General features: G+C 52.6%; 22 protein-coding genes. 11 read left to right on the plus strand and 11 right to left on the minus strand.

Annotation, left to right across the window (positions count from 1 at the left end; all coding sequences use genetic code 11):
* Nucleotides 1-143: 143 nt before the first annotated feature.
* Nucleotides 144-1,532: a sugar porter family MFS transporter gene (locus HFD94_RS17375; RefSeq protein WP_010253379.1), complete on the plus strand. Its 1,389-nt coding sequence runs from the start codon at nt 144-146 to the stop codon at nt 1,530-1,532.
* A 15-nt stretch (nt 1,533-1,547) separates the two neighbouring features.
* Here HFD94_RS17375 and HFD94_RS17380 read toward each other — a convergent pair whose 3' ends face one another.
* Nucleotides 1,548-2,225 carry an SDR family oxidoreductase gene (locus tag HFD94_RS17380; RefSeq protein WP_022623996.1) on the minus strand — a complete coding sequence of 226 codons (678 nt, stop codon included), beginning with the start codon at nt 2,223-2,225 and terminating at the stop codon, nt 1,548-1,550.
* A 228-nt stretch (nt 2,226-2,453) separates the two neighbouring features.
* Between HFD94_RS17380 and HFD94_RS17385 the strand changes: the two genes are divergently transcribed.
* Nucleotides 2,454-3,473 carry a LacI family DNA-binding transcriptional regulator gene (locus tag HFD94_RS17385; RefSeq protein ID WP_033773085.1) on the plus strand — a complete coding sequence of 340 codons (1,020 nt, stop codon included), beginning with the start codon at nt 2,454-2,456 and terminating at the stop codon, nt 3,471-3,473.
* 58 nt (nt 3,474-3,531) lie between these two features.
* Here the strand turns inward: HFD94_RS17385 and HFD94_RS17390 are convergent, their stop codons facing one another.
* Together HFD94_RS17390 and HFD94_RS17395 are read right to left on the minus strand one after the other, a co-directional pair.
* Nucleotides 3,532-4,359: a hypothetical protein gene (locus tag HFD94_RS17390; protein WP_010253387.1), complete on the minus strand. Its 828-nt coding sequence runs from the start codon at nt 4,357-4,359 to the stop codon at nt 3,532-3,534.
* A 1-nt stretch (nt 4,360) separates the two neighbouring features.
* The gene (locus tag HFD94_RS17395) at nt 4,361-4,558 is read right to left on the minus strand and encodes a hypothetical protein (RefSeq protein ID WP_010253388.1); all 198 of its coding nucleotides are present in this window, start codon (nt 4,556-4,558) and stop codon (nt 4,361-4,363) included.
* Between the two features lie 292 nt (nt 4,559-4,850).
* Between HFD94_RS17395 and HFD94_RS17400 the strand changes: the two genes are divergently transcribed.
* Nucleotides 4,851-5,837 carry an aldo/keto reductase gene (locus HFD94_RS17400; RefSeq protein ID WP_010253389.1) on the plus strand — a complete coding sequence of 329 codons (987 nt, stop codon included), beginning with the start codon at nt 4,851-4,853 and terminating at the stop codon, nt 5,835-5,837.
* Between the two features lie 5 nt (nt 5,838-5,842).
* Here HFD94_RS17400 and HFD94_RS17405 read toward each other — a convergent pair whose 3' ends face one another.
* The gene (locus tag HFD94_RS17405; protein ID WP_010671506.1) at nt 5,843-7,027 is read right to left on the minus strand and encodes an NAD(P)/FAD-dependent oxidoreductase; all 1,185 of its coding nucleotides are present in this window, start codon (nt 7,025-7,027) and stop codon (nt 5,843-5,845) included.
* A gap of 243 nt (nt 7,028-7,270) precedes the next feature.
* On the opposite strand from HFD94_RS17405, the gene pitA reads away from it, so the two are divergent.
* Nucleotides 7,271-8,773: an inorganic phosphate transporter PitA gene (gene pitA, locus HFD94_RS17410; RefSeq protein ID WP_010253391.1), complete on the plus strand. Its 1,503-nt coding sequence runs from the start codon at nt 7,271-7,273 to the stop codon at nt 8,771-8,773.
* Between the two features lie 37 nt (nt 8,774-8,810).
* On the opposite strand, the gene uspB is transcribed toward pitA, so the two are convergent.
* Complete coding sequence (gene uspB, locus HFD94_RS17415; protein WP_010253393.1) at nt 8,811-9,146, minus strand: universal stress protein UspB; 336 nt, start codon at nt 9,144-9,146, stop codon at nt 8,811-8,813.
* 416 nt (nt 9,147-9,562) lie between these two features.
* On the opposite strand from uspB, the gene uspA reads away from it, so the two are divergent.
* On the plus strand, nt 9,563-10,000 hold the full coding sequence (gene uspA, locus HFD94_RS17420; protein ID WP_010253396.1) for a universal stress protein UspA: 438 nt from the start codon (nt 9,563-9,565) through the stop codon (nt 9,998-10,000).
* Between the two features lie 50 nt (nt 10,001-10,050).
* On the opposite strand, the gene rsmJ is transcribed toward uspA, so the two are convergent.
* Together rsmJ and prlC are read right to left on the minus strand one after the other, a co-directional pair.
* Entirely contained in the window at nt 10,051-10,797 is a 747-nt protein-coding gene (gene rsmJ / locus HFD94_RS17425; RefSeq protein WP_010253398.1) for a 16S rRNA (guanine(1516)-N(2))-methyltransferase RsmJ, read from the minus strand.
* Between the two features lie 8 nt (nt 10,798-10,805).
* The gene (prlC, locus tag HFD94_RS17430) at nt 10,806-12,848 is read right to left on the minus strand and encodes an oligopeptidase A (protein ID WP_010253402.1); all 2,043 of its coding nucleotides are present in this window, start codon (nt 12,846-12,848) and stop codon (nt 10,806-10,808) included.
* A 430-nt stretch (nt 12,849-13,278) separates the two neighbouring features.
* On the opposite strand from prlC, the gene HFD94_RS17435 reads away from it, so the two are divergent.
* Nucleotides 13,279-14,121, plus strand: coding sequence for a 23S rRNA (adenine(2030)-N(6))-methyltransferase RlmJ (locus HFD94_RS17435; protein ID WP_033768001.1), 843 nt, complete (start codon nt 13,279-13,281; stop codon nt 14,119-14,121).
* Between the two features lie 60 nt (nt 14,122-14,181).
* Nucleotides 14,182-15,000 carry a CPBP family intramembrane glutamic endopeptidase gene (locus tag HFD94_RS17440; protein ID WP_167433325.1) on the plus strand — a complete coding sequence of 273 codons (819 nt, stop codon included), beginning with the start codon at nt 14,182-14,184 and terminating at the stop codon, nt 14,998-15,000.
* On the opposite strand, the gene rnz is transcribed toward HFD94_RS17440, so the two are convergent.
* Nucleotides 14,997-15,908: a ribonuclease Z gene (gene rnz / locus HFD94_RS17445; protein ID WP_022623987.1), complete on the minus strand. Its 912-nt coding sequence runs from the start codon at nt 15,906-15,908 to the stop codon at nt 14,997-14,999. The two genes, HFD94_RS17440 and rnz, sit on opposite strands and share 4 nt — an antisense overlap.
* A gap of 128 nt (nt 15,909-16,036) precedes the next feature.
* Here rnz and gorA point away from each other — a divergent pair, with 128 nt between their 5' ends.
* Nucleotides 16,037-17,392 carry a glutathione-disulfide reductase gene (gene gorA / locus HFD94_RS17450; protein WP_167433318.1) on the plus strand — a complete coding sequence of 452 codons (1,356 nt, stop codon included), beginning with the start codon at nt 16,037-16,039 and terminating at the stop codon, nt 17,390-17,392.
* 265 nt (nt 17,393-17,657) lie between these two features.
* On the opposite strand, the gene HFD94_RS17455 is transcribed toward gorA, so the two are convergent.
* The gene (locus HFD94_RS17455) at nt 17,658-18,032 is read right to left on the minus strand and encodes a hypothetical protein (protein WP_167433319.1); all 375 of its coding nucleotides are present in this window, start codon (nt 18,030-18,032) and stop codon (nt 17,658-17,660) included.
* A 151-nt stretch (nt 18,033-18,183) separates the two neighbouring features.
* Here HFD94_RS17455 and HFD94_RS17460 point away from each other — a divergent pair, with 151 nt between their 5' ends.
* A complete protein-coding gene (locus HFD94_RS17460; RefSeq protein ID WP_167433320.1) occupies nt 18,184-19,713 on the plus strand; it encodes a hypothetical protein in 1,530 nt (509 codons plus the stop codon).
* Nucleotides 19,714-19,722: 9 nt separating this feature from the next.
* Here the strand turns inward: HFD94_RS17460 and HFD94_RS17465 are convergent.
* Nucleotides 19,723-20,846, minus strand: a protein-coding gene (locus tag HFD94_RS17465) for an IS3 family transposase (RefSeq protein ID WP_167433321.1) whose coding sequence is annotated in 2 segments (ribosomal slippage) — nt 19,723-20,585 and nt 20,585-20,846 — 1,125 coding nt in all. Because the reading frame shifts where the segments join, the coding sequence is not laid out codon by codon here.
* 190 nt (nt 20,847-21,036) lie between these two features.
* On the opposite strand from HFD94_RS17465, the gene HFD94_RS17470 reads away from it, so the two are divergent.
* Together HFD94_RS17470 and HFD94_RS17475 are read left to right on the plus strand one after the other, a co-directional pair.
* A complete protein-coding gene (locus tag HFD94_RS17470; protein ID WP_167433322.1) occupies nt 21,037-21,297 on the plus strand; it encodes a hypothetical protein in 261 nt (86 codons plus the stop codon).
* A 49-nt stretch (nt 21,298-21,346) separates the two neighbouring features.
* The gene (locus tag HFD94_RS17475) at nt 21,347-25,471 is read left to right on the plus strand and encodes an ATP-binding protein (RefSeq protein WP_167433323.1); all 4,125 of its coding nucleotides are present in this window, start codon (nt 21,347-21,349) and stop codon (nt 25,469-25,471) included.
* Between the two features lie 267 nt (nt 25,472-25,738).
* Here HFD94_RS17475 and HFD94_RS17480 read toward each other — a convergent pair whose 3' ends face one another.
* Nucleotides 25,739-26,635, minus strand: coding sequence for an alpha/beta hydrolase (locus HFD94_RS17480; protein ID WP_167433324.1), 897 nt, complete (start codon nt 26,633-26,635; stop codon nt 25,739-25,741).
* Nucleotides 26,636-26,948: the final 313 nt, after the last annotated feature.

A 26,948-nucleotide genomic window follows, 5' to 3' on the forward strand; every position in this document is an offset into this window, starting at 1 on the left:
CCGCTGATCTCTGATGCTTTCTTATCGCGGCAATGCTGTGTGGCACCGGTGATAGCCGGAAGTGTGATCGCCCCCACACTGGCATCGACTATGTTTACATAACATTAACAATCTTGACACTGACCCCCCGCAAGGAGACTCGCATGGTCGCGGCAAAAAAATCGGGAAATCAACAGAACCGCTTTACCTGGTTCGTCTGTTTCATGGCTGCGCTGTCCGGCCTGCTGTTTGGTCTGGATATCGGCGTTATTGCAGGGGCCTTGCCGTTTCTGGCGAAGGATTTGCAGATCACTAACCATCAGCAGGAGTGGGTAGTGAGTTCGATGATGTTTGGCGCGGCGCTGGGCGCACTGGCGGCGGGCTGGATGTCATCAAAGCTGGGACGCAAGAAAAGTATGCTGGCGGGGGCGACGCTGTTTGTCATTGGCTCGCTGTGGTCAGCCTTCTCACCGGATGTGGAGTCGCTGGTCTGTGCCCGCGTGATGCTGGGTCTGGCGGTGGGAATCGCCTCTTACACCGCGCCACTCTATCTGGCGGAGATTGCGCCTGAACGTATTCGTGGCTCAATGATTTCGATGTACCAGCTGATGCTGACCACCGGCATTGTCGTGGCCTATCTCTCCGACACCGCGTTCAGCTACAGCGGTAACTGGCGCGGGATGCTCGGCGTGATCGCCATTCCGGCGGTGATCCTGTTTATCGGCGTGCTGTTTCTGCCCAACAGTCCGCGCTGGCTGGCGGCGCACGGACGCTTTAACGAGGCGCAGCGGGTGCTGGATCGGCTGCGTAACAGCAGCGAACAGGCCCGGGAGGAGCTGGAAGAGATCCGGGAAAGCCTGCAGGTGAAGCAGCGCGGCTGGTCGCTGTTCCGTTCTAATGGCAATTTCCGCCGCGCGGTGTGGCTGGGTATGCTGCTACAGGTTATGCAGCAGTTTACCGGTATGAATGTGGTGATGTATTACGCGCCTAAAATCTTCAACATCGCCGGCTTCTCCAGTACCAGCGAGCAGATGTGGGGCACGGTGATTGTCGGGCTGGTTAATATGCTGGCCACGCTGATTGCGATCTTCTTTGTCGATCGCTGGGGTCGCAAGCCGATGCTCACCACCAGTTTTCTGGTGATGGCGGTTGGCATGGGCGTGCTGGGAACGCTGTTGCACATCGGCGTTGAGACAGATTTCCGCAAATACTTTGCTGTCGCGATGCTGCTGATGTTTATCGTCGGCTTTGCGATGGCGGCCGGGCCGGTGATCTGGCTGCTCTGTTCAGAGATTCAGCCGCTGAAAGGGCGTGATTTCGGCATTACCGCCTCCACCACCACTAACTGGGTCGGCAATATGATTGTTGGCGCCACCTTCCTGACCATGCTGGATCAACTGGGTAATGCCAACACCTTCTGGTTCTACGGCGCGCTCAACCTGGTGTTTATCGTGCTGACGCTGATGCTGGTACCGGAGACCAAACATGTGACGCTGGAGCACATTGAACGCAATCTGATGAAGGGTAAAGCGCTGCGTGACATCGGGGCGTAACCGCCCCGCTTCAGCCTACCACTGCAGTTGCTGGCCGGCGTAATCGACATAGTGATGACCACCGCGACCGCGCCACTGGATCAGCTGCTGGACGATACCGGCGGCACTCTCTTCTGCCGTCAGGGGCGCACTCTCGCCGCCCATATCCGTTTTCACCCAGCCGGGATGCAGCGTCAGCAGCGTCCCGCTCTGCGCTTCCACTGCCGGAGTCAGCGTGCGGCTCAGCATATTCAGTGCGGCTTTGCTTGCCGAGTAAATCGGCATCTGCGCCTCCGGATTTTCATTCAGGCTGCCGAGCTGAGATGAGGTCAGCGCCAGCACGCCTTCCTGTTTCAGCAGCGGCAACAGGATCTCTGCGCTGCGAACCGGGGCTATCGCATTGGTCAGGAACAGTTGCGCCAGCACCTGATCGTCACTCTGCGACACCTTCTGGTGCGCAGGCCCGGAAATCCCGGCGTTAATCAGAATCGCATCGAACGACTTGCCACTGAGCTGGCTGGCAAACTGTTGAACCGCTGATGAGTGGGTCATATCCAGCGAATGCCAGTGAATGTCTGGCCGGTTACCCTGCTCCGGGATGCCACTGCGATGCGTGGCCGTGACCTGCCAGCCCTCATCGGCAAAGGCCTGCGCCACCGCCAGACCGATACCGCGTGAAGCACCAATAATCAAAACCTCTTTTTGCTGAGCCATATTTCTTCCTCGTTGATTGTCTCGTCACAAGCTTAACGGTAAATCCGCCCAGGCAGCGGCCAGTTGTGCTTTTTAGCCAGACGACCGCACTGCAGGTAAAACCCCACGGCGTAGCGCTGTTGATGGCTTTCCATCATTAAATCGCTTTATCTTTTACTTTTAACCGGTTAGAAGAGATAAACAGTCTGACAGGCAGCAGTCAATTTGCCATTTTCGCATGGAGTCTGAATGAAAAAGCTCACCTTAGAGGTGGTGGCAAAAATGGCAGGCGTCGGGATTGCGACGGTCGATCGGGTGCTGAATGAGCGCGGCGGCGTCTCCCTGGAGACCAGCCGTAAAGTCCTGAAAGCCGCACGCGAAGTGGGGCTGAAGCGTCTGCTGCCAGAGGAGTACCAGCATCCGTGGCAGATTGAGGTGTTCCTCAGCAATAACGGCTCATCCTTTTTTCAACAGCTCACCACCCATTTCAGCGAGGTCGCCAGTCAGCTTGGCTATCGCCGCCTGAAACTACACAAAACCCTGGTGGCCGAAGCGCAGCCTGAGCAGCTGGCGCAAAGCATTATCGCCCGCAGCAGCACCCGCGACGGCATCATTGTTTTTGCGCATGACTCGCCGCCCATCTATCGGGCACTGGCGCTGTGCCGCAGCCGCAATGTGCCGGTAATCACCATCGTCACCGATCTGCCCGATGCCGACCGCTTGTGTCATGTTGGTATCGACCAGTATCAGGCGGGACGCACAGCCGGACTGCTGATGAGTAAGACAGTGAATCAGCCCGGCGACATTATGATGGTCAGTGGCCGTTTTGATTACCGCGCCCATCGTCAGCGCATCGCGGGATTCCGTGAGGCCATGGAGCAGCGCGCGCCGCAGCGTCATCTGCGTGAAGTGCTGTCGGGTCAGGATCAGCGGGAAACCATTCGCAGTGAACTGGCTCGCCATCTGCGTCCGTCGCAAGCGATTGCAGGGGTCTATAACACCGGGATGGGGAATAGTGATGTCAGCGACACCCTGCGCGCCCACCAGTTGCTGGGTAAATGCACCTACATCACCCATGAGCTTTATGATGTCACCCGCCAGCTACTGCTGAACGATGAAGTGGCTTTTACCCTGGATCAGCATGCTCAGCAGCATGCCCGTTTAGCGATTGATCTGATGCTGAGTCATCTCGAAACCGGCTATCAGCCAGATGTCTATCAGGCGGGGAAAGTGGCCTTTCGGCTGTTTACGGCGGAAAATATGGTGTGAGGTGGAATCTGTTTCCCCTGATGAAGCGCTGTCATTAAGGGAAACAGATCGGGCTCGATTAACCCGCGGCATCCCGGCTTTTATCGTCCGGGCTGTCCGCATCGTCATTACCCTGGCTCTTCTCCACTTCCTGCGGATGTCCCATCGAAAGCGCAGCCGCACTGGCCGGGTCGAACAGCGACAGACTCTCAATCTGGTCAACCATGATCACTTTACGGAACGACATCGCATCTTTGGGTTTCGAGTCGAGCGTGATGTCGTGCTCGGCGTACCACTTGCTGTAGTTATGTTCCACCGCCAGCTTCAGCGTCTTGCTGTCGCGATATCCGCTCAGCATCGGGATCAGCACGATATTTTTGGTGCTCTCATATTCAAAAGTCGAAGCATGGATCATGCCGATGTAAATGCGGCGCGACTTCATTGTAATCCACGCCAGTTCGCCCTCTTCCATGCACTGAAATAACAGTTGCTCCACACCATTAGAGCGTGACAGCTGCTGATAGAGGTCTTTACGACCGGAGACGTTCAGTCGTGCACTGCCTGCCCAGTTTGAGCGGTAAAGGCAGAGAAGAATGGCAAAGGTGAGCATGATCACCACGGGAGCCTGGATGCCCAGGAAACTCCAGTTCATAAACTCCACCTGCCACTTCAGGTGGACGCCGGGGATCATCTGGACGGCGTTGGCGATGCCGGAGATACAGAGCAGCACCAGCCAGATGATACCGGTCGCAAACACACCCTGCAGGACGAAAATACAACCGTAAAGCGCGACCAGGAAATAGACATCCCAGCCCGACGAACGACGGATTTTAAAGCGGCTGTTCAAATCACGGCTGGTGTACCAGTAACCACTGACCATCAACACCATAAATATTGCGGTACCCACCTCACACTCCCTTTAACGTATTCACGTGGCGGGCAAAATCTTCATGGACTTCCTCGCTCAGCGTGTTGACCGAGATATTGCCGTTTTCATCAATAATGATACGCTCACCTTCAGCGATCGAGTCGTTGATATCCTGACGGGTCATGATCTGCAGAAACTTATCCGGACTGGCAAAGACCGACTTAACAAATTTAAACATAGCGATCCACTTGTTGGCCTTAAAATTGAAGTATGTGACCGAATCCACACTCTCGCCTGTTTAATTTCGGGTGAAATTTCTTAAAATCAATTAATTAGCGAAGCGGTAGTCACCTTGCCCATGCCGTTTTCCGCTGAAATCTTCAACGTAACCAGCAGCATGGCGTAGCAGCATCGTATTTTTACCGTGCAGGTCTGCAACGACGTCACATCGCCTCTCTGCCAGGAAGCGCTAAGCTCATTGGTTAGCCGCTTTCTGTCACCCTGTCTGAAACGCATCGAGGAATGTTTGCATGAAACTACGAACACTGGGCCGTACCGGTCAGCGCGTCTCCGAAATTGGCTTTGGCGCATGGGCCATTGGCGGAACCTGGGGGGAAGTGAGCATGGAGGATGCCAAAGCCGCGCTGAATGCTGCGCTGGATGCGGGCATCACCTTTATTGATACCGCCGATGTCTATGGCGATGGCCGTTCCGAAAAAATCATCGCAGAGGTGCTGAATCAGCGCGGCGGTGAACGTCCGTTTGTCGCCACCAAGCTGGGGCGTCGCCTCTCGCCACATGTGGCTGAAGGTTACAATGCTGAAAACCTCAACGCCTTTATTGACCGTTCACGCGAGAACCTGCAAACCGACACGCTGGATTTAGTGCAGCTGCATTGCCCGCCGACCGAGGTCTACTACAACCCGGACGTCTTTGCGGTGATGGATGAGATGGTCGCTGCCGGAAAAATCCGTCACTACGGTGTCTCCGTTGAGAAAGTTGAAGAAGGTCTGAAGGCACTGGAGTTTCCAAACGTCTCGTCAATTCAGCTGATCTACAACATTTTCCGCCAGCGTCCGGCTGAACTGCTGCTGCGTGAAGCGAAACGCCGTGATGTGGCGATCATCGCCCGTGTGCCGCTGGCGTCGGGCCTGCTGACCGGCAAAATGCGTGCCGACAGCGTGTTTGCCGCTGACGACCACCGCACCTTTAATCGTAATGGCGAAGCGTTCGATAAAGGCGAGACCTTTTCCGGCGTACCTTATGAGGTGGCGCTGGAGGCGGTTGAAGAGATTCGCCGCTTTGTCACTGGCGACACCACCATGGCGATGTTTGCCCTGCGCTGGATCCTGATGAACGAAGATGTCAGCGTAGTGATCCCTGGCGCGAAAAACCGCGAACAGGCTGAAGCCAATGCCCGCGCCAGCGATGTCGATGCGCTCTCTGCAGATACGATGGCGGCGCTGAAGCAGATCTATCAGGAGAAGATCGCGCCTCACGTGCATCAGCGCTGGTAAGCGCCTTACAACGCCTGGGCGCAGGCCCAGGCGGAACTCCACGCCCACTGGAAGTTATAGCCGCCCAGCCAGCCGGTGACATCAGCCACTTCACCAATAAAGTAAAGTCCCGGCACCGCACGCGCCTCCATCGTTTTCGAGGAGAGCTGTGTGGTATCCACGCCGCCCAGTGTCACTTCAGCAGTTCGATATCCCTCGGTACCGTTTGGCTGAATGCGCCAGGCGTGCAGCGTCTGCGCCAGCTCGGTTTGCTGTTTGCTGTTAAGTTGCTTCAGAGTGATATCCGGCACCACCTTCAGCGCCTGTAATACTTCCACCAGACGCTTCGGCAGGATTTTCGCCAGGCTGTTCTTCAGGCTGAGATTAGGGTGTGCTTCACGCTGCGCCGTCAGAAACGCCTCAAGCGGCGTGGCAGGCGACAGATCGATGGTGACGAATTCTCCGGGTAGCCAGTAGCTGGAGATTTGTAACACCGCAGGGCCGGAAAGACCGCGGTGGGTAAACAGCATCGCCTCTTTGAAGCGGGTGCCATCCTGCGCATCGATAGTGGTCTCCAGCGCGACGCCTGACAGCGTCTGCAACTGCTCCAGCAGCGGTTTGTGCAGGGTAAAGGGCACCAGCGCCGCCCGCGTCGGGAAGACGCTCAGCCCGAACTGCTCCGCTATTTTATAGCCAAACGGCGTGGCGCCCAGGCCTGGCATCGACAGACCGCCGCTGGCGATGACCAGCTTCTCCGCCTGAACCGTGCTGCCGTTAAGTTGCAGGGTATAGCCGCTTTCATCGCGCGCCACGCTGAGCACTTCACTGCGCAGCCGCAGGGTGACATTGCCCTTGTCACATTCGGCCAGCAGCAGATCGACAATCTGCTGGGCGGAGTCGTCGCAGAAGAGCTGGCCCAGGGTTTTCTCGTGCCAGGCGATGCCGTGGCGATTAACCAGATCGATAAAATCCCACTGGGTATAACGCGCCAGCGCCGATTTACAGAAATGAGGATTGTGCGACAGATACGCCGCCGGTTCGGTGTAGAGATTGGTGAAGTTGCAGCGGCCACCGCCAGACATCAGAATTTTACGTCCCGGCTTTTTGCCGTTATCCAGCAGTAACACGCGGCGTCCCCGCTGCCCGGCCTGGGCGGCGCAGAACAGCCCTGCGGCACCGGCACCAATGATGATAACGTCAAACTGTTCCACTACGACTCGCTCACTTAACTGGAAAGGCGCAGATTGTAGTGATCTGCTCACTGAGACGCCAGCGTCAAAAAAATGCCGCAAATGTGTCATATTGTATCTGTCTAATATCTAACCCTTTTTCTCTGAGTTACCCTTACGCCTTACATCGAAAGGTTAAATTAGCGCTATATTTTCCTTTCCCATACAGCACGTTGTCGCGGATAATGCGCCGCGTTCATGTCCTCCAAAAATGGCGTAACGTTTATGCTACATCTGTTTGCTGGTCTAGACCTCAGTACTAGCCTGTTATTGGTTCTTGCCCTGCTGTTTGTATTGTTTTACGAAGCGATCAACGGTTTCCACGACACGGCCAACGCAGTTGCGACGGTCATCTATACGCGTGCCATGCGTGCCCAGCTTGCTGTGGTCATGGCGGGTGTATTTAACTTCCTTGGCGTGCTGCTCGGTGGATTGAGTGTCGCTTACGCTATTGTTCATATGCTTCCCACCGATCTGTTGTTAAACGTTGGATCGGCTCACGGTCTCGCCATGGTGTTTTCTATGCTGCTGGCGGCGATTATCTGGAACCTCGGCACCTGGTATCTCGGTCTGCCAGCCTCCAGCTCCCATACGCTGATCGGCGCCATTATCGGTATCGGTCTGACCAACGCCCTGATGAGCGGAACCTCGGTGGTTGATGCGCTCAACATCCCGAAAGTGCTGAACATCTTCCTTTCTCTGATCCTGTCGCCGATTGTCGGCCTGGTGATGGCGGGCGGCTTAATCTTTATACTGCGTCGCTACTGGAGCAATACCAAAAAGCGTGCGCGTATTCATATGACGCCTGCTGACCGTGAGAAGATCGACGGCAAGAAAAAGCCGCCGTTCTGGACCCGTATCGCCCTGATTGTTTCGGCAATTGGCGTGAGTTACTCCCACGGTGCGAATGACGGTCAGAAAGGGATCGGCCTGATCATGCTGGTTCTGATTGGCGTGGCACCTGCCGGTTTCGTGGTGAATATGAATGCCTCCGGTTACGACATCACGCGAACCCGCGATGCGGTCAATCACCTGGAGCAGTATTATCAGCAGCATAACGCCTCGCTGACCCATATTATCCAGATGGCACCGCCTAAGCTGCCCACGCCGGAAGAAGTGCCAGCAACCAGCCCGCAGGAGTTCCACTGTGACAGCGCGCGCGCATTACAGGCGGTACAGGGTGCGCAGGTGTTGCTGAATAACCTGCAGAGCTACGATCAGCTGACGGTTGATCAGCGCGGTCAGATGCGTCGTCTGCTGCTGTGTATCTCCGATACCGCTGATAAAGCGGCTCGTCTGCAGGAAACCTCGCCAGATGACAAACGCTTCCTCAATAAGCTGAAAAGCGACCTGCTTGGCACCATCGAGTATGCGCCTATCTGGATTATTGTGGCCGTCGCGCTGGCGCTGGGCATCGGCACCATGATTGGCTGGCGTCGTGTTGCCACCACCATTGGTGAGAAGATTGGTAAAAAAGGCATGACCTATGCGCAGGGAATGTCAGCACAGGTGACAGCAGCGCTGTCGATTGGCGTCGCCAGCTATACCGGCATGCCCGTCTCCACCACGCATATCCTCTCCTCATCGGTTGCCGGTACCATGCTGGTCGACGGTGGCGGGCTGCAGAGCCGGACCATCAAGAACATCGCCATGGCGTGGATCTTCACCCTGCCGGTCTGTATTCTGCTGTCAGGTTCGCTCTACTGGATTGCCTTAAAACTGGTGTGATGCCAGCAAAAAAAAGGGCGACGCAAGTCGCCCTTTTTTAATGCCAGATCGCCAGCGCCACCAGACTGATGACCACCAGTCCGCACAGCGCACTGGTCAGCATAAACTGCCCACGCACCCGCTCGCAGCGCCGGATAAACTCATCGTCGTGATGATCAAGATAGCGCTTTGCCCAGATATAAGTGACCAGCCGCACCTGCTTGCTCGGCTGACCATGAGAGGTGAAAAAACCCGCCCCATCGACATACTGATACAGCAGCGGATCACAACCGCGTAAGACCGCCAGCAGAGCGCGCAGGGATGAAAAATAGCGCGCCATATTCACGATACACACCACGCAAAGCGCCCAAAAAAGCGCAATAGTGCTGATCATATTCTCCCCCTCCCGGCTGGAATCGCAGCAACAGGCCCAGCGTCAGACACTGAGTCCACCTGCAGAAATAACCAGCCACTGAATCACCGGACTGCGAAAGTTTTTCGACCCCCTGAGCGGTTGCGAATCGGACCGCCTTTTTTCAGTGTAGGAGAAATCTTTACATTTTTTCCAACGATGATTTTCGTTCAGCGCGAGTAAATCTGGCATAGCCTTGATCTTATTCATAAGCCAGGCGGCAACGGCAGCATTTACAGTGGGAGAAGGCTATACTGAGGACATAACAACATCATCACCTGCAATGCAGGTAGACACTTTGGTGGCGCTCATCGCCCGCTCGCGCAAGGGATTTCGCTAAGCTGTGACGCGGCAGGAACACCGGATGCCATCCTTAACCTCGTGAAAGGAGTTTTATCATGGCTTATAAACATATCCTGATTGCAGTAGACCTTTCTCCCGAAAGCCAGTTGCTGGTGGATAAGGCCGTCTCGCTGGCTCGTCCGTACGATGCCAGAATTTCCCTGATTCACGTTGATGTCAATTACTCCGACCTTTACACCGGCCTGATTGATGTCAACTTAGGGGATATGCAGAAGCGTATCTCTGAAGAGACGCATGCGGCGCTGAAAGGGTTGTCAGATGCGGCAGGCTACCCGATCAGTGAGACGCTGAGCGGCAGTGGCGACCTCGGCCAGGTACTGGTTGACGCGATCAGAAAATATGACGTTGACCTGGTGGTATGTGGTCATCATCAGGATTTCTGGAGCAAGCTGATGTCCTCAGCCCGTCAGCTGATCAACACCGTGCATATCGACATGCTGATTGTGCCGCTGCGCGATGAAGACGAGGCGTAATTTCGCCGTATAAATGATTAAAGCCGGCGCAGAGCCGGCTTTTTTATGCTTTAAAGCGGTGGGTAAATATCAAAGCGATGGCTTTTGGTTACCACGGCCGCCTGCGTCACAATACCCGCCAGCGGCGGTGCATAGTCTGGCCGTTTAACCACGATGCGTTTCTTCGCCAGCCGGCGAGCGGGTTCCAGTAATGCGTCAGCATCTTCATCCGGCCCCACCAGCGACTGAAACACCCGCATCTCCTTTTTCACCAGCGCACTTTTCTGGCGATGGGGATACATCGGATCGAGATAGACCACATCCGGCGGCGGCGTGATATCCCCCAGCGCCTGCGCGCTGGCCGCATGAATCAGCGTCAGCCGATCGCGCAGCCAGGGGCCAATTTCCGCATCCTGATACCCGCGCTGCAATCCATCTTCCAGCAGCGCAGCGACAACCGGATGACGCTCCAGCATTCGCACCCGGCAGCCCAGCGCCGCCAGTACAAACGCATCTCGTCCCAGCCCGGCGGTGGCATCGACCACATCCGGCAGATAACCGCCTTTGATGCCGACCGCTTTGGCGACGGCTTCGCCGCGTCCACCGCCGAAGCGACGGCGATGGGCCATCGCGCCAGTGACGAAATCAACAAAAATGCCGCCCAGCTTTGGCTCATCACGCTTGCGCAGTTCAAGGTGCGTCGGGGTCTGCACCAGCGCCAGCAGTGCGTCTTCATCGTGCTCCAGCTGCCAGCGCTGCGCTAAACGTGATAAGGCGCCGTCTCCGGCGCCTGATTCATCGAGCAAACAGATTTTCACGAACCGACTTATCCCTGAATGCCGTAATGTTCCAGCATCGCATCGAGCTTCGGTTCACGGCCACGGAAGCGTTTGAACAGCTCCATCGGCTCTTCAGAACCGCCACGCGTCAGGATGTTATCCAGGAAGGACTGACCGGTTTCACGGTTGAAGATGCCCTCTTCCTCGAAGCGGGAGTAAGCATCCGCCGCCAGCACGTCTGCCCACAGATAGCTGTAGTAACCCGCCGCATAGCCACCGGCAAAGATGTGGCTGAAAGCGTGCGGGAAACGGCCCCATTCCGGACCCGGAACCACTGCCACGCGGCTTTTTACTTCGCGCAGGGTTTCCAGAATCTGAGCACCTTTCTCCGGATTAAACTCGGTATGCAGGCGGAAATCGAACAGGCCGAACTCCAGCTGACGCAGGATAAACAGCGCAGCCTGATAGTTCTTCGCCGCCAGCATTTTATCCAGCAGCTCTTTCGGCAGCGGTTCGCCGGTTTCAAAGTGGCCCGAGATAAAGGCCAGCGCATCCGGTTCCCAGCACCAGTTCTCCATGAACTGGCTTGGCAGTTCCACTGCATCCCATGGCACACCGCTGATACCGGAGACGCCAGGCGCTTCGATACGGGTCAGCATGTGATGCAGGCCGTGACCAAACTCATGGAACAGGGTGATCACTTCATCATGGGTGAACAGCGCAGGTTTGCCTTTCACCGGACGGTTAAAGTTACAGGTCAGGTAGGCAACCGGCTTCTGCAGGCTGCCATCGGCTTTACGCATCTGGCCGACGCAGTCATCCATCCAGGCACCGCCACGTTTATGTTCGCGGGCGTAGAGATCGAGATAGAAGCTGCCGCGCAGTTCGCCGGTTTCATCGAACAGATCGAAGAACTTCACGTCAGGATGATAAACCTCAACGTCGTTACGCTGCTTCGCCGTGATGCCGTAAATGCGTTTCACCACTTCAAACAGACCGGCGACCGCACGCTCTTCCGGGAAGTAAGGGCGCAGTTGCTCATCGCTGATGGTGTAGAGATGCTGCTTCTGCTTTTCACCGTAATAGGTGAGATCCCACGGATTAAGCTCGGTCACGCCGTGCTCTTTACGGGCAAAGGCGCGCAGCTGCTCCAGCTCTTTTTCACCCTGCGGACGGGCGCGTTCCGCCAGGTCATTAAGGAAGTCGATTACCTGGGACGGGCTTTGCGCCATTTTGGTCGCCAGCGATTTATCGGCGTAGGAGTCGAAGCCCAGCAGCTGTGCCAGCTCGTGACGCAGCGCCAGCTCTTCCGCCATGATTGGGCCGTTATCCCACTTACCGGCGTTCGGACCCTGATCAGAGGCGCGCGTCGCATAGGCGCGATACATCTCTTCACGCAGCGCAGCGTTGTCGCAGTAGGTCATGACCGGCAGATAGCTTGGGATATCCAGCGTCAGCAGCCAGCCTTCCTGCTCTTTGGCTTCAGCCTGTGCTTTCGCCGCCGCCAGCGCGCTTTCCGGCATACCGGCCAGCTCGCTTTCATCGGTAATCAGCTTGCTCCAGCCCATGGTGGCATCAAGCACGTTGTTGCTGTAAGCCGAACCCAGCTCAGAGAGGCGCGCGGCGATTTCGCCGTAGCGCTGCTGTTTATCTTTTGGCAGGCCGATGCCGGAGAGTTCGAAATCACGCAGGGCATTATCGACAGCTTTCTTCTGCGCCAGATCCAGTGCAGCGTACTGATCGCCCTCTTTCAGGTTGCGATACGCCTGATAGAGCCCTTCATGCTGACCAACCCAGGTGCTGTATTCAGAGAGCAGCGGCAGCGTCTGCTCATAGGCTTCACGCAGCTCCGGGCTGTTTTTCACCGCATTAAGGTGGCTGACCGGTGAGAAGATACGGCTCAGGCGATCGTCAGTTTCCGCCAGCGGCTGAACCAGATTATCCCAGGTATACGGCGCACCCTGCGCCACGACTTTTTCGACTTCTGCGCGACAGTGGCTCAGCACTTCCGTCACGGCAGGCACCACATGTTCAGGCTTAATGGCAGAAAAAGGGGGTAGCGTAAAAGATGTCAGTAGCGGATTGGTCATAGCGCAGTCCTTTATAGATGTATGGGGCGCAGCGGGTCGCGCAACGCAATCTAAGTAACATGCGGCTTAGTGTAGCGAAAATCAATGGCAGCCAGGATGAGGTGGGGAAGAAACGCGCGAATAGCAGCACGGAAGATGCACGCTTTTATCTCATGCACATGATGCTGGCTGGCACGTCGGGGAGGATTTGCGGTCGCTTTCCGTGACTGCGTGCCGAGAACCACACGCCCCGCCCTGAGCGGCTCGCGGTAATCCCGATTTGTTATCACGCTTCTGGCCCATCAACAGGTCATCCCTGATATAATCGCGGATTCTCATGCTTTTCCTGCGTCGGTTGCTGTGCGTCGTTCTGTGGGTAATACGTGAGGTAATAATTGGTATAAATTGATTTTCCATCAATTAAAACCTTATACATTCAACAGGATAAACAATGCTGAGTTATCGCCATAGCTTCCATGCTGGCAACCACGCCGACGTGCTGAAGCACACCGTTCTGAGCCTGATCATCACGGCGCTGAAAGAGAAAGAGAAACCGTTTTTCTACCTGGATACCCATGCGGGAGCAGGCCGCTATCAGCTTAGCGGCGAGCACGCCGAGCGTACCGGTGAATATCTGGAAGGCATCTCACGTATCTGGCAGCAGCCCGATGCGCCGGAATTGCTGCAACCCTATTTTGATGCGATTCGTGCATTAAACCGTAACGGGACGTTGCGTTATTATCCCGGCTCGCCGCTAATTGCCCGCCATCTGCTGCGTGAAGATGACAAACTGCAACTCACTGAGCTGCACTCCAGCGACTATCCGCTGCTGCGTAACGAATTCAGCAAAGACAACCGTGCCCGCGTCGATCGTGCCGACGGTTATCAGCAGTTAAAATCGAAACTGCCACCGCCGTCACGTCGCGGTCTGGTGCTGATCGATCCGCCGTATGAGATGAAAAGCGACTACCAGGCAGTGGTGAAAGGGATTCAGGAAGGCCATAAACGTTTTGGCACCGGCGTCTTTGCGTTGTGGTATCCGGTGGTTTTACGCCAGCAGATCAAACATATGCTGCGCGACCTGGAAGCGACCGGCATTCGCAATATTCTGCAAATCGAACTGGCGGCCCGTCCGGACAGCGATCAGCGCGGCATGACCGCCTCCGGCATGATCGTGATTAACCCGCCGTGGAAGCTGGCCCAGCAGATGAATACCCTGCTGCCGTGGCTGCACCAGAAACTGGTTCCGACGGGTACCGGCCACTATGCGGTTAACCAGATCGTACCCGAATAACTCTCTTTGTCTTCTACGCCGCTCACTACCGGTGCGGCGGCGTTGTACCAGGTCTTTACCATGTGGATCATACTGGCTGGCGCGCTGGCCGCGCTGCAACCGGCCCGACGGCTGGCATTATTATTACTGGCGCTCGCCACACTGCTGGGTTTTTATCAGGACGTGTTAGCGTGGCCGGTGCTTCTGCTGTTTACCGGCACCGCCGCTGTGGTGGCACTCCGTATTTATGACCGTGACCATCATCGACGACAAATAGTGACCGAAGCGCTGCTGGTGCTGATCGCCATCGGGTTGCTCCTCCATCTTTTTCCAGGCTTTAATAATCCCCTTAAGGCAGAGGATGTGCAGGCCGGACCGCACAGCGTGCCTTTCAGCTTCGGGTTTAACTTTGATAAAGCGCTTATTCCTTTTGTACTGCTGGCCTGCCTGCCGACGCTGTTTCGCGCGCCTGCCACGCCACCACGCTATCGACTACCCGCCGCACTGGCGCTGATCGCCGCCATTCCGCTGCTGCTGTACTGCGCGCTATTACTGGGCGGATTAGCGTTTGAGCAACATACGCCGGACTGGCTGGGCCCATTTATGCTCGCCAACCTGTTCTTTGTTTCGCTGGCGGAAGAGGCCCTGTTTCGTGGCTATCTGCAGCAGCGATTAAAGCAGGTAGTGGGCGGCATCCCGGCGCTGTTACTGAGCGCGCTGCTGTTTGGTCTGGTGCATCTGAGCGGCGGCCTGTTGCTGGTGATCTTCGCCACCCTGGCCGGGCTGTTATATGGGCTGGCGTGGCACTGGAGCGGCCGCTTATGGCTGGCGACCGCCCTGCATTTTGGCCTTAATCTGACCCATCTGCTGTTTTTCACTTATCCCGCACTGCATCATTAGAGGTTAAAAACCGCCAGATCCCAGGCCAGCTCGGTGCAGGGAAAAATCGTCTGGCACTCCGCCAGCAGGCGGTTCATGTCTTTTGCCAGATAGCGTGAACTGAAATGGGTGGCGATCAGCCGTTTTGCCCCGGCGCGTTTTGCCACTTCGGCGGCCTGCAGTGTGGTGGAGTGCCCGCGCCCGTTGGCTTTTTCCACCATCGCGGCCTCCAGCGTGGTTTCATGCACCATCACATCAACATTGGCCGCCAGTTGCAGCGCGACCTCAGTAGGTGCCGTATCGCCAAAGATGGCCAGCGTTTTGCCGGGTGTCGCGGGGCCAAGATAGTCAGCACCGTTGATTACCCGCCCATCTTCCAGCGTCACGCATTCACCCTGCTTCAGCTGCTGAAACCACGGGCCGCGTGGCACCCCTTCCGCTTTCAGCCGCGCAGCATCCAGCAGACCGGGTTTGTCATGCTGTTCAATGCGATAGCCAAAACACTCCACCGGATGGCTCAGCGGCCAGGCGCTGATACGAAACTCACCGTCGTCCAGCGTCCAGCCCGCCTCAATCTCAACGATGGTCAGCGGGTAGTCGGTGTAGGAGCCGCTGATCGACAGCGCCGTCTCAACAAAGGTTTTTAATCCCCTGGGGCCATAGACCGTCATCGGTGTGGTCAGCCCGGCCATTGACCGGCTGGTGAGTAATCCCGGCAGCCCGAAAATATGATCGCCATGCAGATGGGTGATAAAAATCTTATCCAGCTTGCCCGGTTTGAGGCTGGAGCGCATAAACTGTAATTGTGTGCCTTCCCCGCAGTCGAACAGCCAGGTTTCACCACTCAGCGCGCGGGTAAAAGCAATAGACGTGACGTTACGTTGCAGGCTGGGAGCACCGCCGCCGGTGCCGAGAAAAGTAAGGTGCATGGTATGCTTCCCTGTAAGCGAGTGAAAAAACAGAACCCTATTACAATCATAGGCGCAAACTTTGCGTCATTTCGACCCGCAGCGTTACACTCAACCCCAATTTTTTATGCAACCGGATGGATACTTCAATGACCCGACATTTCGACTATCTCGCCATTGGCGGCGGCAGTGGCGGCATCGCCTCAATTAACCGTGCGGCTATGTATGGCCAGAAATGTGCCCTGATTGAAGCGAAAGAGCTGGGCGGCACCTGCGTGAACGTGGGCTGCGTGCCGAAGAAAATCATGTGGCATGCCGCGCAAATCGCCGAAGCGATCCATCTCTACGGACCGGATTATGGCTTCGACACCACCGTGAATCGCTTCGACTGGGCCACACTGGTGAAAAACCGCAGCGCCTACATTGATCGCATCCACAACTCCTATGACAACGTGCTGGGTAAAAACAAAGTTGAAGTGATCAAAGGCTTTGCCCGCTTTGTCGATGCGCACAGCGTTGAAGTCAACGGCGAGATTATCACGGCTAACCATATTCTGATCGCCACCGGCGGTCGTCCGGTCCACCCTTCTATTCCGGGTGCAGAGTACGGCATTGATTCCGACGGTTTCTTTGAGCTGGACGCGCTGCCAAAACGCACTGCGGTCATCGGCGCAGGCTACATTGCGGTTGAGCTGGCTGGCGTGGTTAACGCGCTGGGATCGGAAACGCACCTGTTCGTCCGTAAACACGCGCCGCTGCGCAGCTTCGATCCGCTGCTTACCGAAACGCTGGTCGAAGTGATGAACAGCGAAGGCCCGGCGCTGCACACCGAATCTATTCCAAAAGCTGTGATTAAAAACGGCGATGGCAGTCTGACGCTGCAGCTGGAAAACGGCAGCGAATATACCGTGGATTGTCTGGTCTGGGCGATTGGCCGTGAGCCCGCCAACGATACCCTGAATATTGACGCCGCTGGCGTCGCGCTGGACGACAAAGGCTACATCAAAGTCGATAAATTCCAGAACACCAATGTGTCAGGCATCTACGCCGTGGGCGACAACACCGGTGCGGTTGAGCTGACGCCGGTTGCGGTCGCGGCGGGCCGTCGTCTCTCTGAGCGTCTGTTTAACAACAAACCGGACGAGCATCTGGATTACAGCAATATTCCGACGGTGGTGTTCAGTCATCCGCCGATTGGTACCGTGGGACTGACCGAACCGCAGGCACGGGAACAGTATGGCGACGACCAGGTGAAGGTTTATAAATCGTCATTTACCGCCATGTACACTGCGGTAACCCAGCATCGTCAGCCGTGTCGCATGAAGCTGGTCTGTGTGGGTGCAGATGAGAAGATTGTCGGCATTCACGGTATCGGATTCGGCATGGATGAGATGCTGCAGGGCTTCGCCGTGGCACTGAAAATGGGTGCCACCAAGAAAGACTTCGATAACACTGTCGCGATCCACCCAACCGCAGCGGAAGAGTTTGTTACTATGAGGGGTTAATGTCGAAAACCCACCTACACACGTTTGTACTGTAGAAAAACTGAGAGGCCAGAGCATCGTTCTCTGGCCTTTACTGGCTCATCGATACGCAATCAACTATAAAACGTTTGCGCCCCATTCCTTCTTAGAAAACCACGGTCATTCTTTGACAGAGGAATGTTTTCAACTTGATGAGACCATTGGAACAATTGATGGTATGAGCGAAAAAAGGCACCTGTGGCGCCTTTTCTTAGCATCTATTTTATACATCTCTTTCAAGAGCTCCTCATACTGAGGGAGATGGCGAGACGTTACCGTCTACATTCTCTTCTTCCCCTTTTTGCTGACTACCGTATTTTTCCTGGTCTTGTACAAGTGTCCTGGCCGACTTCGCGCTCAGAGGGACGCGGGTCTTACAGTCTTCGTAGACCTTCACGAGCGTTGGAATTTCCTCTTTCTCGTACTTGTTTCCTCGCGCAGAGTTTTTTGTCATCTGAAGGGCAATCACTTCATGATCTACACCTGCTTTATCCAGCGATGCGACACGGTTCACTACGCCGCCAGCTTTGGTAGTGGCTGGCATAATAGCTTCGATACTATCCGTCGCCGTATCTGCAGCTTTATTGATAACTTTTTGAGCTTTGTTCTTTTCTTTAGACATACCCTATTCCATTGCATTAGTTACAAATTTCATTAAGTTGCCATATTGAGGAGCGGTTAAAGTGATGCAAAATAGTGCCCCTAATCGACATGGTTAGATTACTTCTAGGTCGGTCACCAAAAAGCCGAAAAAATTGATAAGCGAGGTTTTTGTGAAAGAAACAGTCAAGGAAAAACTGGAAATTACAAACAAAGACTCACTCCGTAGAAGGCATGCAGGGAACTACAAACCTATAGATAATGGAGAAGGTTATCTTCTCCCATATGAGATTCATCTACGTAACCAACCGTCTGAGTTTTTTGAGCAACTATCAGACTATGACTTCCTAAAGCCCTCTATTACTGGCTCGGCACCTCTAACTTTCGCCGGTTTGCAGAAAGAGCTTGAGTGCTTGGATGATCTTGATTCGGGAACTGGCTTTTGGAAAAACTTTAATGAATCAGCACTGAACAGGTATTTAAACCCGATTCTCGGTACTACCAAAAAGAAGCAAGGCTGGAAGCAAGTGTACATAAAGAAAGGCACAGAGACTGACGCTGACAAGCCACACCACGACGATATGCTGAGGTGCATTTATTTACTTGCTCATCTGCATAAAGCAAGTCCTAGCTTCATTCGCCAGTTGGCCGCTGAGAGTGATATTTGGTCTACAGACCTCAGAGTGTTTTACCCGAGAAAAGATTTTGCCTTTAGTGAAGAATACGGTGGGTACCTCTCGGAGCTTTATGCAAACATGTTGTTCTACCAGCCAGATAAAATTCGAAGACTGATAAAATGCCTCGACATTTGCATTAAAAAATTAACAAATCACGCTAACTCTGACTGGATCTCTCCTTTTCTGAAGGATCGAACGAAAGACACCGACTCCCCAAGCCTGAAGATATTAAAGTACAGCCAGATTGCGTCAGTCACACACTTCGCTGCGTTGAACAACTATCTGAAAGGCAAGGTTACCGGCACTTTCGATACAGCCTCATTTGCCAAGTTGGAAGCCAACGAAAAAGATCCATCTGCCCTTCAAATTACTGCTACATCACAACAATATAAACTGGTGGCCGCTTTATGCATGAGGCTACCATTGCCAAACCCATTGCGAGAGTTAAACGGAAGTTGGGTGTCCAAAGGAACAGAACCGATCGCATTTCAAGACATGGAGATATGTATTGACGCAGTAGCAAATGCCCTTGCCGCAGATGCCCTAAACCAACTCAGGATTGAAAGCGATGGCACCAAGAGTGGGAAACGCGACACATCCATCCCAGCGGCTATCAAGAAGCTGGCGGAACAGAACCCTCAAACCATCGAAGATATTTTGAGGATTGGCTCCCCTGACTTTGCCAGCATCCCTGAGTTGTACTCCTTCTACCTGCGAAAACGAAGTGAGTATGCTTTAGCCAAAGCACGTAGTCTAAGAAGTTTGAAAATGTCGGTTCTAAGTAACATGCCTCAAACACCACTGGCAGTAATTGAATCGATGCAGCCTAATCCGAATACAAAGAGGGTCTTGGACTATATCCGGGGAAACAACTTGGACAAGATTAGTGATGATATTGAAAAGCTAGAAAGAGACCTCTTCATGGAACGGCTTCTTGCGAGGGCAGAACCAATGAACGTAGGCCTAATCTACCAGTATGTTCTCCAATGTCTTCCCCCAAGGGAATTGACCTGCCCCCGGGATTAGATACAACCGTCAGTTAGTAATGTCAGAACCTTTACTCTCAGAATTACCCTTTCTCCAGCTCGCTGCAAATTCAGACGGCGTCTGATAATTCAGCGTGGAGTGCGGGCGACATTCGTTATAATCCTGACGCCATTCGCTGATGGTTTTCCTGGCATGACTGACGTCGCTGAACCAGTGTTCATTCAGGCATTCATCGCGAAAGCGTCCGTTAAAGCTCTCAATAAATCCGTTCTGTGTCGGCTTGCCGGGCTGGATAAGTCGCAGCTCTACTCCATGCTCAAAGGCCCACTGATCGAGCGCGCGGCAGGTAAACTCCGGGCCCTGATCGGTTCTTATCGTAGCCGGATAGCCGCGAAACAGCGCAATGCTGTCCAGAATACGCGTGACCTGCACGCCTGGAATCCCGAAGGCAACAGTGACCGTCAGGCATTCCTTTGTGAAGTCATCGACGCAGGTAAGGCACTTGATCCTGCGACCGGTAGCCAGCGCATCCATAACGAAATCCATCGACCAGGTCATGTTGGGCGCCGCCGGGCGGAGCAGCGGCAGACGTTCTGTTGCAAGCCCTTTACGACGACGCCTGCGTTTAACACCCAGCCCGTTCAGATGATAAAGGCGGTACACGCGCTTGTGATTAACCAGAAGCCCTGCACGGCGCAGTAACTGCCATATGCGGCGGTAGCCAAAACGCCTGCGCTCCAGTGCCAGTTCAGTAATGCGCCCTGATAAATTGGCATCAGCCGCCGGACGCTGAGCGTCATAGCGGCAGGTCGACAGGGACAAACCAGTCAGCCTGCAGGCTCGACGTTGCGACAGACCGGTCGCATCAAACATCAACACCACGACTTCGCGCTTCTGGTCTGTCGTCAGTGCTTTCGCCCAAGAGCCACCTGAAGCGCCTCCTTATCCAGCATGGCCTCGGCGAGCAGCTTCTTGAGTCTGACGTTCTCTTCCTCAAGTGACTTCAGGCGCTTAACCTCAGGCACCTCCACCATACCGCCATACTTCTTACGCCAGGTATAAAACGTGGCGTCGGAAATGGCGTGCTTACGGCAGAGTTCCCGGGCAGAAACTCCGGCTTCGGCCTCGCGAAGAATACTGATGATCTGTTCGTCGGAAAAACGCTTCTTCATGGGGATGTCCTCATGTGACTTATGAAGACATTACTAACATCGCGATGTATTAATCAACGGGGAGCTGGTCAAGTGATTGTATACCTGAACTAGTTTTACTGCCCTTTGCTGGCTAAACTAGCAAAACAAACAGAGCTAGGAAAACTTTCACATGTGAAAGTTTTCCTGCTTAACCTCAAAGGCAGAGAAGATGGGTAGAAAACTTGAAGACATCATTGCAGAGCAGCCTCAAGAGGTCGTTTACGCCGCCGAAGAGATAGCCTCGAAGCAGTTGATTCAGCTTCGTCTGATGGAGCTACTAAAGCGTATCGGTGCTGATGCAGGTTTCCAAATTGATAGCTGTACGGTCGACGGCCTACACCAGTTGAAACAAATTGTTGGATCAGGTGGAGGAAAGCTCCACCTTCATGTTGACTTACCAGACGGTTCACATCACGGCTTTAAGATATGAGGTAACATTGACCATCCGCATACCTATAGCTGCGTAATGAGGGATTATTTTGGCAACGATAGACTTCAATCAAATTCGATCTACACCTAAGAGTAAAAATGACAGTTTTGAATCGCTCGCGATTCAACTTTTTCAAGCACATTGTAAATCACCACAAGGTTCGTCGTTCTTTAGTTTGCGAGGCGATGGTGGTGACGGGGGAGTAGAAGCGTATTACAAAACCCCTACAGGCGATATTCTAGGAATTCAAGCAAAATACTTTTTTAAGCTTGGAAGTAGTGAATTTGGCCAGATCAAGAAATCATTAACCACTGCATTAAAAAACCATCCAACATTATCTGAATATTGGATTTACATACCATTTGATCTAACAGGCAAAGCCGCAGAAGGAAAAAGAGGGAAAAGTGAAGTTGAAAAGTTTGAAGAATGGTGCGATGACATCAAAACGCAAAAACCGAATCTTCATATAAAACTGGTTACGGCTGAAGTATCTAGACAGCAGATATTAGAAATAGACAAAAGTGGTGGTTTTGTAGCCTACTGGTTTAACGAAAACACATTAACATCTCAGAAGATACAAAACTGTATTGACTCAGCAGCAGCCTTCGCTGGTCCAAGGTATTGCAGTGATTTAGATATAATTACCGAAGCCCATGATGCTTTAGATTCATTTGGGGAGATTTATGATTTTAAGCAGTGGCTAGTTAATATTTGGAAACCATTAAAACTCAATTTCAGGACAAAAGCTCAATATTCAGAAAAGGTATTTTCTCAGACACCTGAAATCGAGAGAGTGCAAGCGATACAGCTACTAAAAGTACTTTTAGATAAAAATTCTAGTAAGCACAGCATTATTGACCAAACAGTTATTTGTTCAACTTTAGATATCATAAGATCACTTAAGCCGCTCTGTGAAAATGCTGTAAAACAGCAAGAGAAAAAGTTTTTTGCGGAACACGGTGAAGGTAGTGATACGCCTTCATTTAGACAATTCCAAGCTGAATATATGTGTGTATTCCCTGCTGAGAACCTAGATACCTCAAGGGAATTACTTGCTTCGATAAAAGATATTGAAATTTGTCTCAATAGCCCTTTGATTCAGTCCTGCCATGCTCGCTCTTTCCTACTAACCGGTCCGGCAGGTGCAGGCAAGACACATTCTATCGTAAGTTTTGCGAAGAGAAGGCTCGACAAAGGCGCTCATACTCTGGTGCTATTTGGGGAAGATTTTGATAACGCGGAACCTTGGGATGTAGTAAGAAGCAAACTAGGCTTTGGAGCCGATGTTGGTCGAGACAAATTACTATCTTGTCTTCAAGCAAGTGCTCAAGCCAATAACTATTCTTTTGTTATTGCTATCGATGCGTTAAACGAAGGAGCAAAGGCAAGAAAGTGGAAAAACAAACTGCCAGAAATTATCCAACAACTAAATGAATATCCTCGTATCAAGATTGTTGTGTCTAGTCGCGATATATATGCCAATTTAGTTGTTGATGAACGATTCCCTGGCTATGCATATAGTCATATTGGATTCACTAGGAATTTTCACGATGTCCTCTCCTCATTCTCTCAACGCTACAATGTTGAAAGTGAGATAACACCTATTTTTACAGATGAGCTACGAAACCCATTACTTCTACATTTAGTCTTCAAAACTCACAAGTCGGAGGACTCTTGTTCTCTTGACGTATCGACAAGTGGCTTCTCAACCATTTTCTCTAAACACCTCAAGCAAATCGATGACTCATTGAGAGAGCGATTAGACTATGTTAGTCCTAAAAATATCGTTAGAGCGGTAATGAGCAAATTGTCTGATTTTCTAGCTCATTCAGAAACCCAAACCATAAATTGGGAAACTGCCGTAAATACAATTAAACCTATTCTAGGTAATGAGCTACTTCCAGAAAGGTTTATTGATGAGCTAGTTAAAGAGCAACTGCTAATTTTATCAGCAACTAACGATGAAGATTTTCTTATTAGGTTTGGTTATCAGAGGTTTGGAGATATGCTGCGCGCATCTTCAATAGTTCAATCCTATCAAGAAACTGGCAATAGTGATCTATCAATCCTTGCAGAAAAGCTGGCGATTTTAACAGATATGGAGAATGGCGTTTTAGAAGCTCTTGCAAGCATTCTCCCTGAAGAGATCGGTATCGAAATCACTGATAACCGCCTGGGCTTAGACAACGATTTAGCACATAGCCTTTTTGTAAAGTCACTAACTTGGCGTTCAAAGCAAAGTGTTACCCCTGCCATTAAAGAACATATGTTTCGGGCATTAAGAACGGGCGGATTGTGGCAGGCTGTTTTTGAAAGCCTATTCCAACTATCTATAGTTCCAAGTCATTATCTTAACGCAGAAAGTTGGTTCAAAGATTTTCAATGGAAACAAGACTCTCCATCAAGAGATACCTACCTTTCTGTCGCCTTATCAGAGTCATATAATAAAAAAGGTGCAATTTGGTTTCTAATTGAAGCTTTGGAAAAAATAGAAGCAACCAATTGGCCCGAAGAAAGTTATAAATTAGCATCCTCGGCTTTACTTTGGTGTTGTTCAGCTACGGATCGACGAGTCAGAGATCAAGCAACAAGATGCCTTGGCTTGCTTTTTAAACAATACCCTGTGATATGCCTGCATGCAGTAAACACGTTTACTGGGTGTGACGACGACTACATACTTGAAAGCTTGATTCTGGCTATGTATACGTCCTGCTTGCTTTCACCTGAGTCAGTTGAGAACTTCGTACAGCCATTAAATAGATATATTAGAGCAAATAGTAGTTCAAATAACATTTTAATTCGCGAGCATTCCCAGCTATTGAGACAGGAGCTTGTGAAACTAGGGATTGAAGAAGACAGAATATCAAATCAATATTTAACTCCTTCTCTACCATTAACATGGCCTATTCTAAGCGATGTGCAGACCTTGCTTACACTAGAAAATTTGCCCTCAAACATGCGCCTATGGGGTGATAAATTAGGTCCTGACTTTTGGCGCTATGTAGTTGAACCAAGACTTAGAGCCTTTGACTTACAATCACAGAACATAACTCTTGAGAATATCTCCTGCTGGGTTATGAGAGAAGCCAAATATATCGGCTATCCCGGATATGGTAATGGAGCCCTCAAGCATGACTTGGCAACTCTTCATAAATATGGAAGAGGAAGAGCAAAGCCCGGCTATGCAGAAACCATCGGCAAGAAATGTTATTGGATTGCTTTTCACCGATTGATAGGTCTGTTAGCTGCCAATGTAGCACCGGTCCAATCTCGTTGGGAGCCACAATTGACCTCTGATAGATTCTGGTCGTTAGAACTTAGAAAAGTTGATATATCAGACATAAGAGATTTGTCATCAAAGCAAAAGTACCCTCTTAGAAACCTAATAATACAAGAGCTTGAGCTGCCAGAAAGTAATGTGGACTATTGGTTGCAGACTGATGATTATTTCGTTGCAAGCAACGTACTTGTCTTGAATGACGAGATTAGTACAACTTGGATTAACTTGAGTTTTTATTCAGAGGTTCACGCTAAACGAGATGAGGACGACGTCTCGTTCGACGCTGAAAGCTTCCTTGGTATATCTAGTTATAGCGGCTATTTTGTTGACCCTAGCAACACTGAAGCATTCGAACTCCACAATCATAGTAATGACCACTGCTACCGTGTCTACTTGGTGGAGTACCCTAGAAGCCCTACTTTCAAGCAATGTATTGCTGAACAAGATACGACTATTTCAGATGACCAGCGATTATTCTCTAGCATTCAACTATTGAGAGGTGGGGAGTGGCAGTACGATTACTCAAGCAATGTTGAACAAAGCTCCATTAATATGCCTTGTCCTGATTTAATTGAGAAGATGAACCTTAGCTGGGATCAAGACAGTGGATGGCTCGATGAAAACCAAGACTTGGCTGCGTTTAGTCATAACATTGATAGAAATTCTTCTTTGTTTATTAGGAAAGACACCTTAGATAGTTACCTATCTAAGTTTGGTAAATCTTTGGTATTTTCTCGTTTTGGTAGAAAACAGATCAGCCAGGGTTTTGCCAACGATGCAAAATTAATGGAAGTCACTAGTAGGTACGTTTACATACCAAGCGATTGCTCTTTAAAACGCATTAGCGAAGAGACCGAATACTTGGGCTTTGAGCCTCGCGAAGCACCGGAGTAAAATTTCTGGAAAATAGCTTCAATCCACACTCTTTTCAGGAAAAATGGTCACAAAAACTAATTTTTCAGGAAAGAGCTTGAATGCCACACTACAAAAGGCGTTGCAGAAAAATTCCAGACTCTGGGTGTGGCAGTAAGCACTGACAATGCGTTAACCGCACCACACTTCAGAAACAGAACAGGCGACCGAGGTCGCCTGTCTTTGTTGTATCCGTATTAACGCCATCTTCTGACCACGGCGTGCAGCGACGCACCGCGCCAGTGCAACTCAGCTCAGGCGATCCAGCCAGCGCACATACGCCTGATCCCACAGGGCTGCCGGGCTGCCCGCCTTGCCAAGACCGAATCCATGCCCGCCTTTGCTGATCTGAATCAGCTCAACCGGCACGCGGTTGCGGCGACAGGTGTCGCGCATCAGCTCGGTGTTAAACGGATTTGAGGTGTGATCGTCCTCGGCCTGCGCCAGAAACGTCGGCGGATATTGCCGGGTTACGTAGTTCTGCACTGACCAGTTCGCCTCATCCTGCGGCGTGGCATTTTTGCCGACCATCATCAGATGGGTATTGGTGTGCTGATAAGGCGCTTCCAGGGTGATGACCGGATAGATCAGACCCACGCTGTCGACTTTGGGCACCACTTCATCCAGCGGATCGATGGCCGGATAGGATTCAAAGTCCGGTCGCGCCGCTGCCAGCCCCAGCAGATGCCCACCTGCCGAGAAGCCCAGCACATGCACCTTGCGCTCAAAGGATCGCACCAGCCGGATGGCACGCTGCGCATCCTGCAGCGGTGCCAGCCGCCCCGCCTGCCACTTCTCATGCGGCAGCCGGTAGCTGAGCACATAGGCGGTATAGCCATTGGCATTGAGCCAGCGCGCGACCGGCCAGGCTTCGCGTCCCATGCCGATCCAGCGATAACCGCCACCCGCTGCAATTAATACCGCTTCGCCATTGGGATTTTCCGGTTTAAAGCGCTGAATCGCCGGGCTGACGATATTTGACCAGGAACCGGTGCTGTTAATATGCAACTGGCCCGATGGGCCGCCGCCGCCGGGCGGATCGTCCGGCCAGAGGGGAATAATGTCATCGCGGGCAAATATTTTGCCAGTGGTCATGGAGAGCCCGAGCGCTCCCGTGCCGAGAATAAAGCGTCGACGCGTAATCATAATGCCTGTTATGTGATACCAGAAGAGTGAGCAAACCGTTGCGGCAGGCTGCGGTAGAATCAACAGATGCAAGTCGGGTGCCATGGCTGGCGATTATGTACGCAATGGCCCCTGAAAAGCCATAAAAAAACGCGCCCGGCAGGCGTAATGCCAGTCAGTTAAGCGACAGGTGATAACGCAGTCTGGTGCCGCGCAGGGGCTGGCGGTCCTCGCGCCGCTGCGCGGTTCCTTCACTCCATTCCTCTGCCTGACGGACCGCCGGGGATGGCACATCCTGTGCCGCCCCGCCTTTCGCCCGCGTCCTGCGGGCTCT

Origin of the sequence: Pantoea sp. EKM20T (assembly GCF_011800485.1) — a bacterium.
Taxonomy (GTDB): domain Bacteria; phylum Pseudomonadota; class Gammaproteobacteria; order Enterobacterales; family Enterobacteriaceae; genus Pantoea; species Pantoea agglomerans.

What these genes read in the sequence shown, in the direction of transcription:
- HFD94_RS17435 (WP_033768001.1), top strand. Translation starts at nt 13,279, where the DNA reads ATGCTGAGTTATCGCCATAGCTTCCATGCTGGCAACCACGCCGACGTG.
- HFD94_RS17385 (WP_033773085.1), top strand. Translation starts at nt 2,454, where the DNA reads ATGAAAAAGCTCACCTTAGAGGTGGTGGCAAAAATGGCAGGCGTCGGG.
- HFD94_RS17375 (WP_010253379.1), top strand. Translation starts at nt 144, where the DNA reads ATGGTCGCGGCAAAAAAATCGGGAAATCAACAGAACCGCTTTACCTGG.
- HFD94_RS17480 (WP_167433324.1), bottom strand. Translation starts at nt 26,635, where the DNA reads ATGATTACGCGTCGACGCTTTATTCTCGGCACGGGAGCGCTCGGGCTC.
- HFD94_RS17440 (WP_167433325.1), top strand. Translation starts at nt 14,182, where the DNA reads ATGTGGATCATACTGGCTGGCGCGCTGGCCGCGCTGCAACCGGCCCGA.
- rnz (WP_022623987.1), bottom strand. Translation starts at nt 15,908, where the DNA reads ATGCACCTTACTTTTCTCGGCACCGGCGGCGGTGCTCCCAGCCTGCAA.
- uspB (WP_010253393.1), bottom strand. Translation starts at nt 9,146, where the DNA reads ATGATCAGCACTATTGCGCTTTTTTGGGCGCTTTGCGTGGTGTGTATC.
- gorA (WP_167433318.1), top strand. Translation starts at nt 16,037, where the DNA reads ATGACCCGACATTTCGACTATCTCGCCATTGGCGGCGGCAGTGGCGGC.
- uspA (WP_010253396.1), top strand. Translation starts at nt 9,563, where the DNA reads ATGGCTTATAAACATATCCTGATTGCAGTAGACCTTTCTCCCGAAAGC.
- pitA (WP_010253391.1), top strand. Translation starts at nt 7,271, where the DNA reads ATGCTACATCTGTTTGCTGGTCTAGACCTCAGTACTAGCCTGTTATTG.
- prlC (WP_010253402.1), bottom strand. Translation starts at nt 12,848, where the DNA reads ATGACCAATCCGCTACTGACATCTTTTACGCTACCCCCTTTTTCTGCC.
- HFD94_RS17395 (WP_010253388.1), bottom strand. Translation starts at nt 4,558, where the DNA reads ATGTTTAAATTTGTTAAGTCGGTCTTTGCCAGTCCGGATAAGTTTCTG.
- HFD94_RS17455 (WP_167433319.1), bottom strand. Translation starts at nt 18,032, where the DNA reads ATGTCTAAAGAAAAGAACAAAGCTCAAAAAGTTATCAATAAAGCTGCA.
- HFD94_RS17470 (WP_167433322.1), top strand. Translation starts at nt 21,037, where the DNA reads ATGGGTAGAAAACTTGAAGACATCATTGCAGAGCAGCCTCAAGAGGTC.
- HFD94_RS17380 (WP_022623996.1), bottom strand. Translation starts at nt 2,225, where the DNA reads ATGGCTCAGCAAAAAGAGGTTTTGATTATTGGTGCTTCACGCGGTATC.
- HFD94_RS17400 (WP_010253389.1), top strand. Translation starts at nt 4,851, where the DNA reads ATGAAACTACGAACACTGGGCCGTACCGGTCAGCGCGTCTCCGAAATT.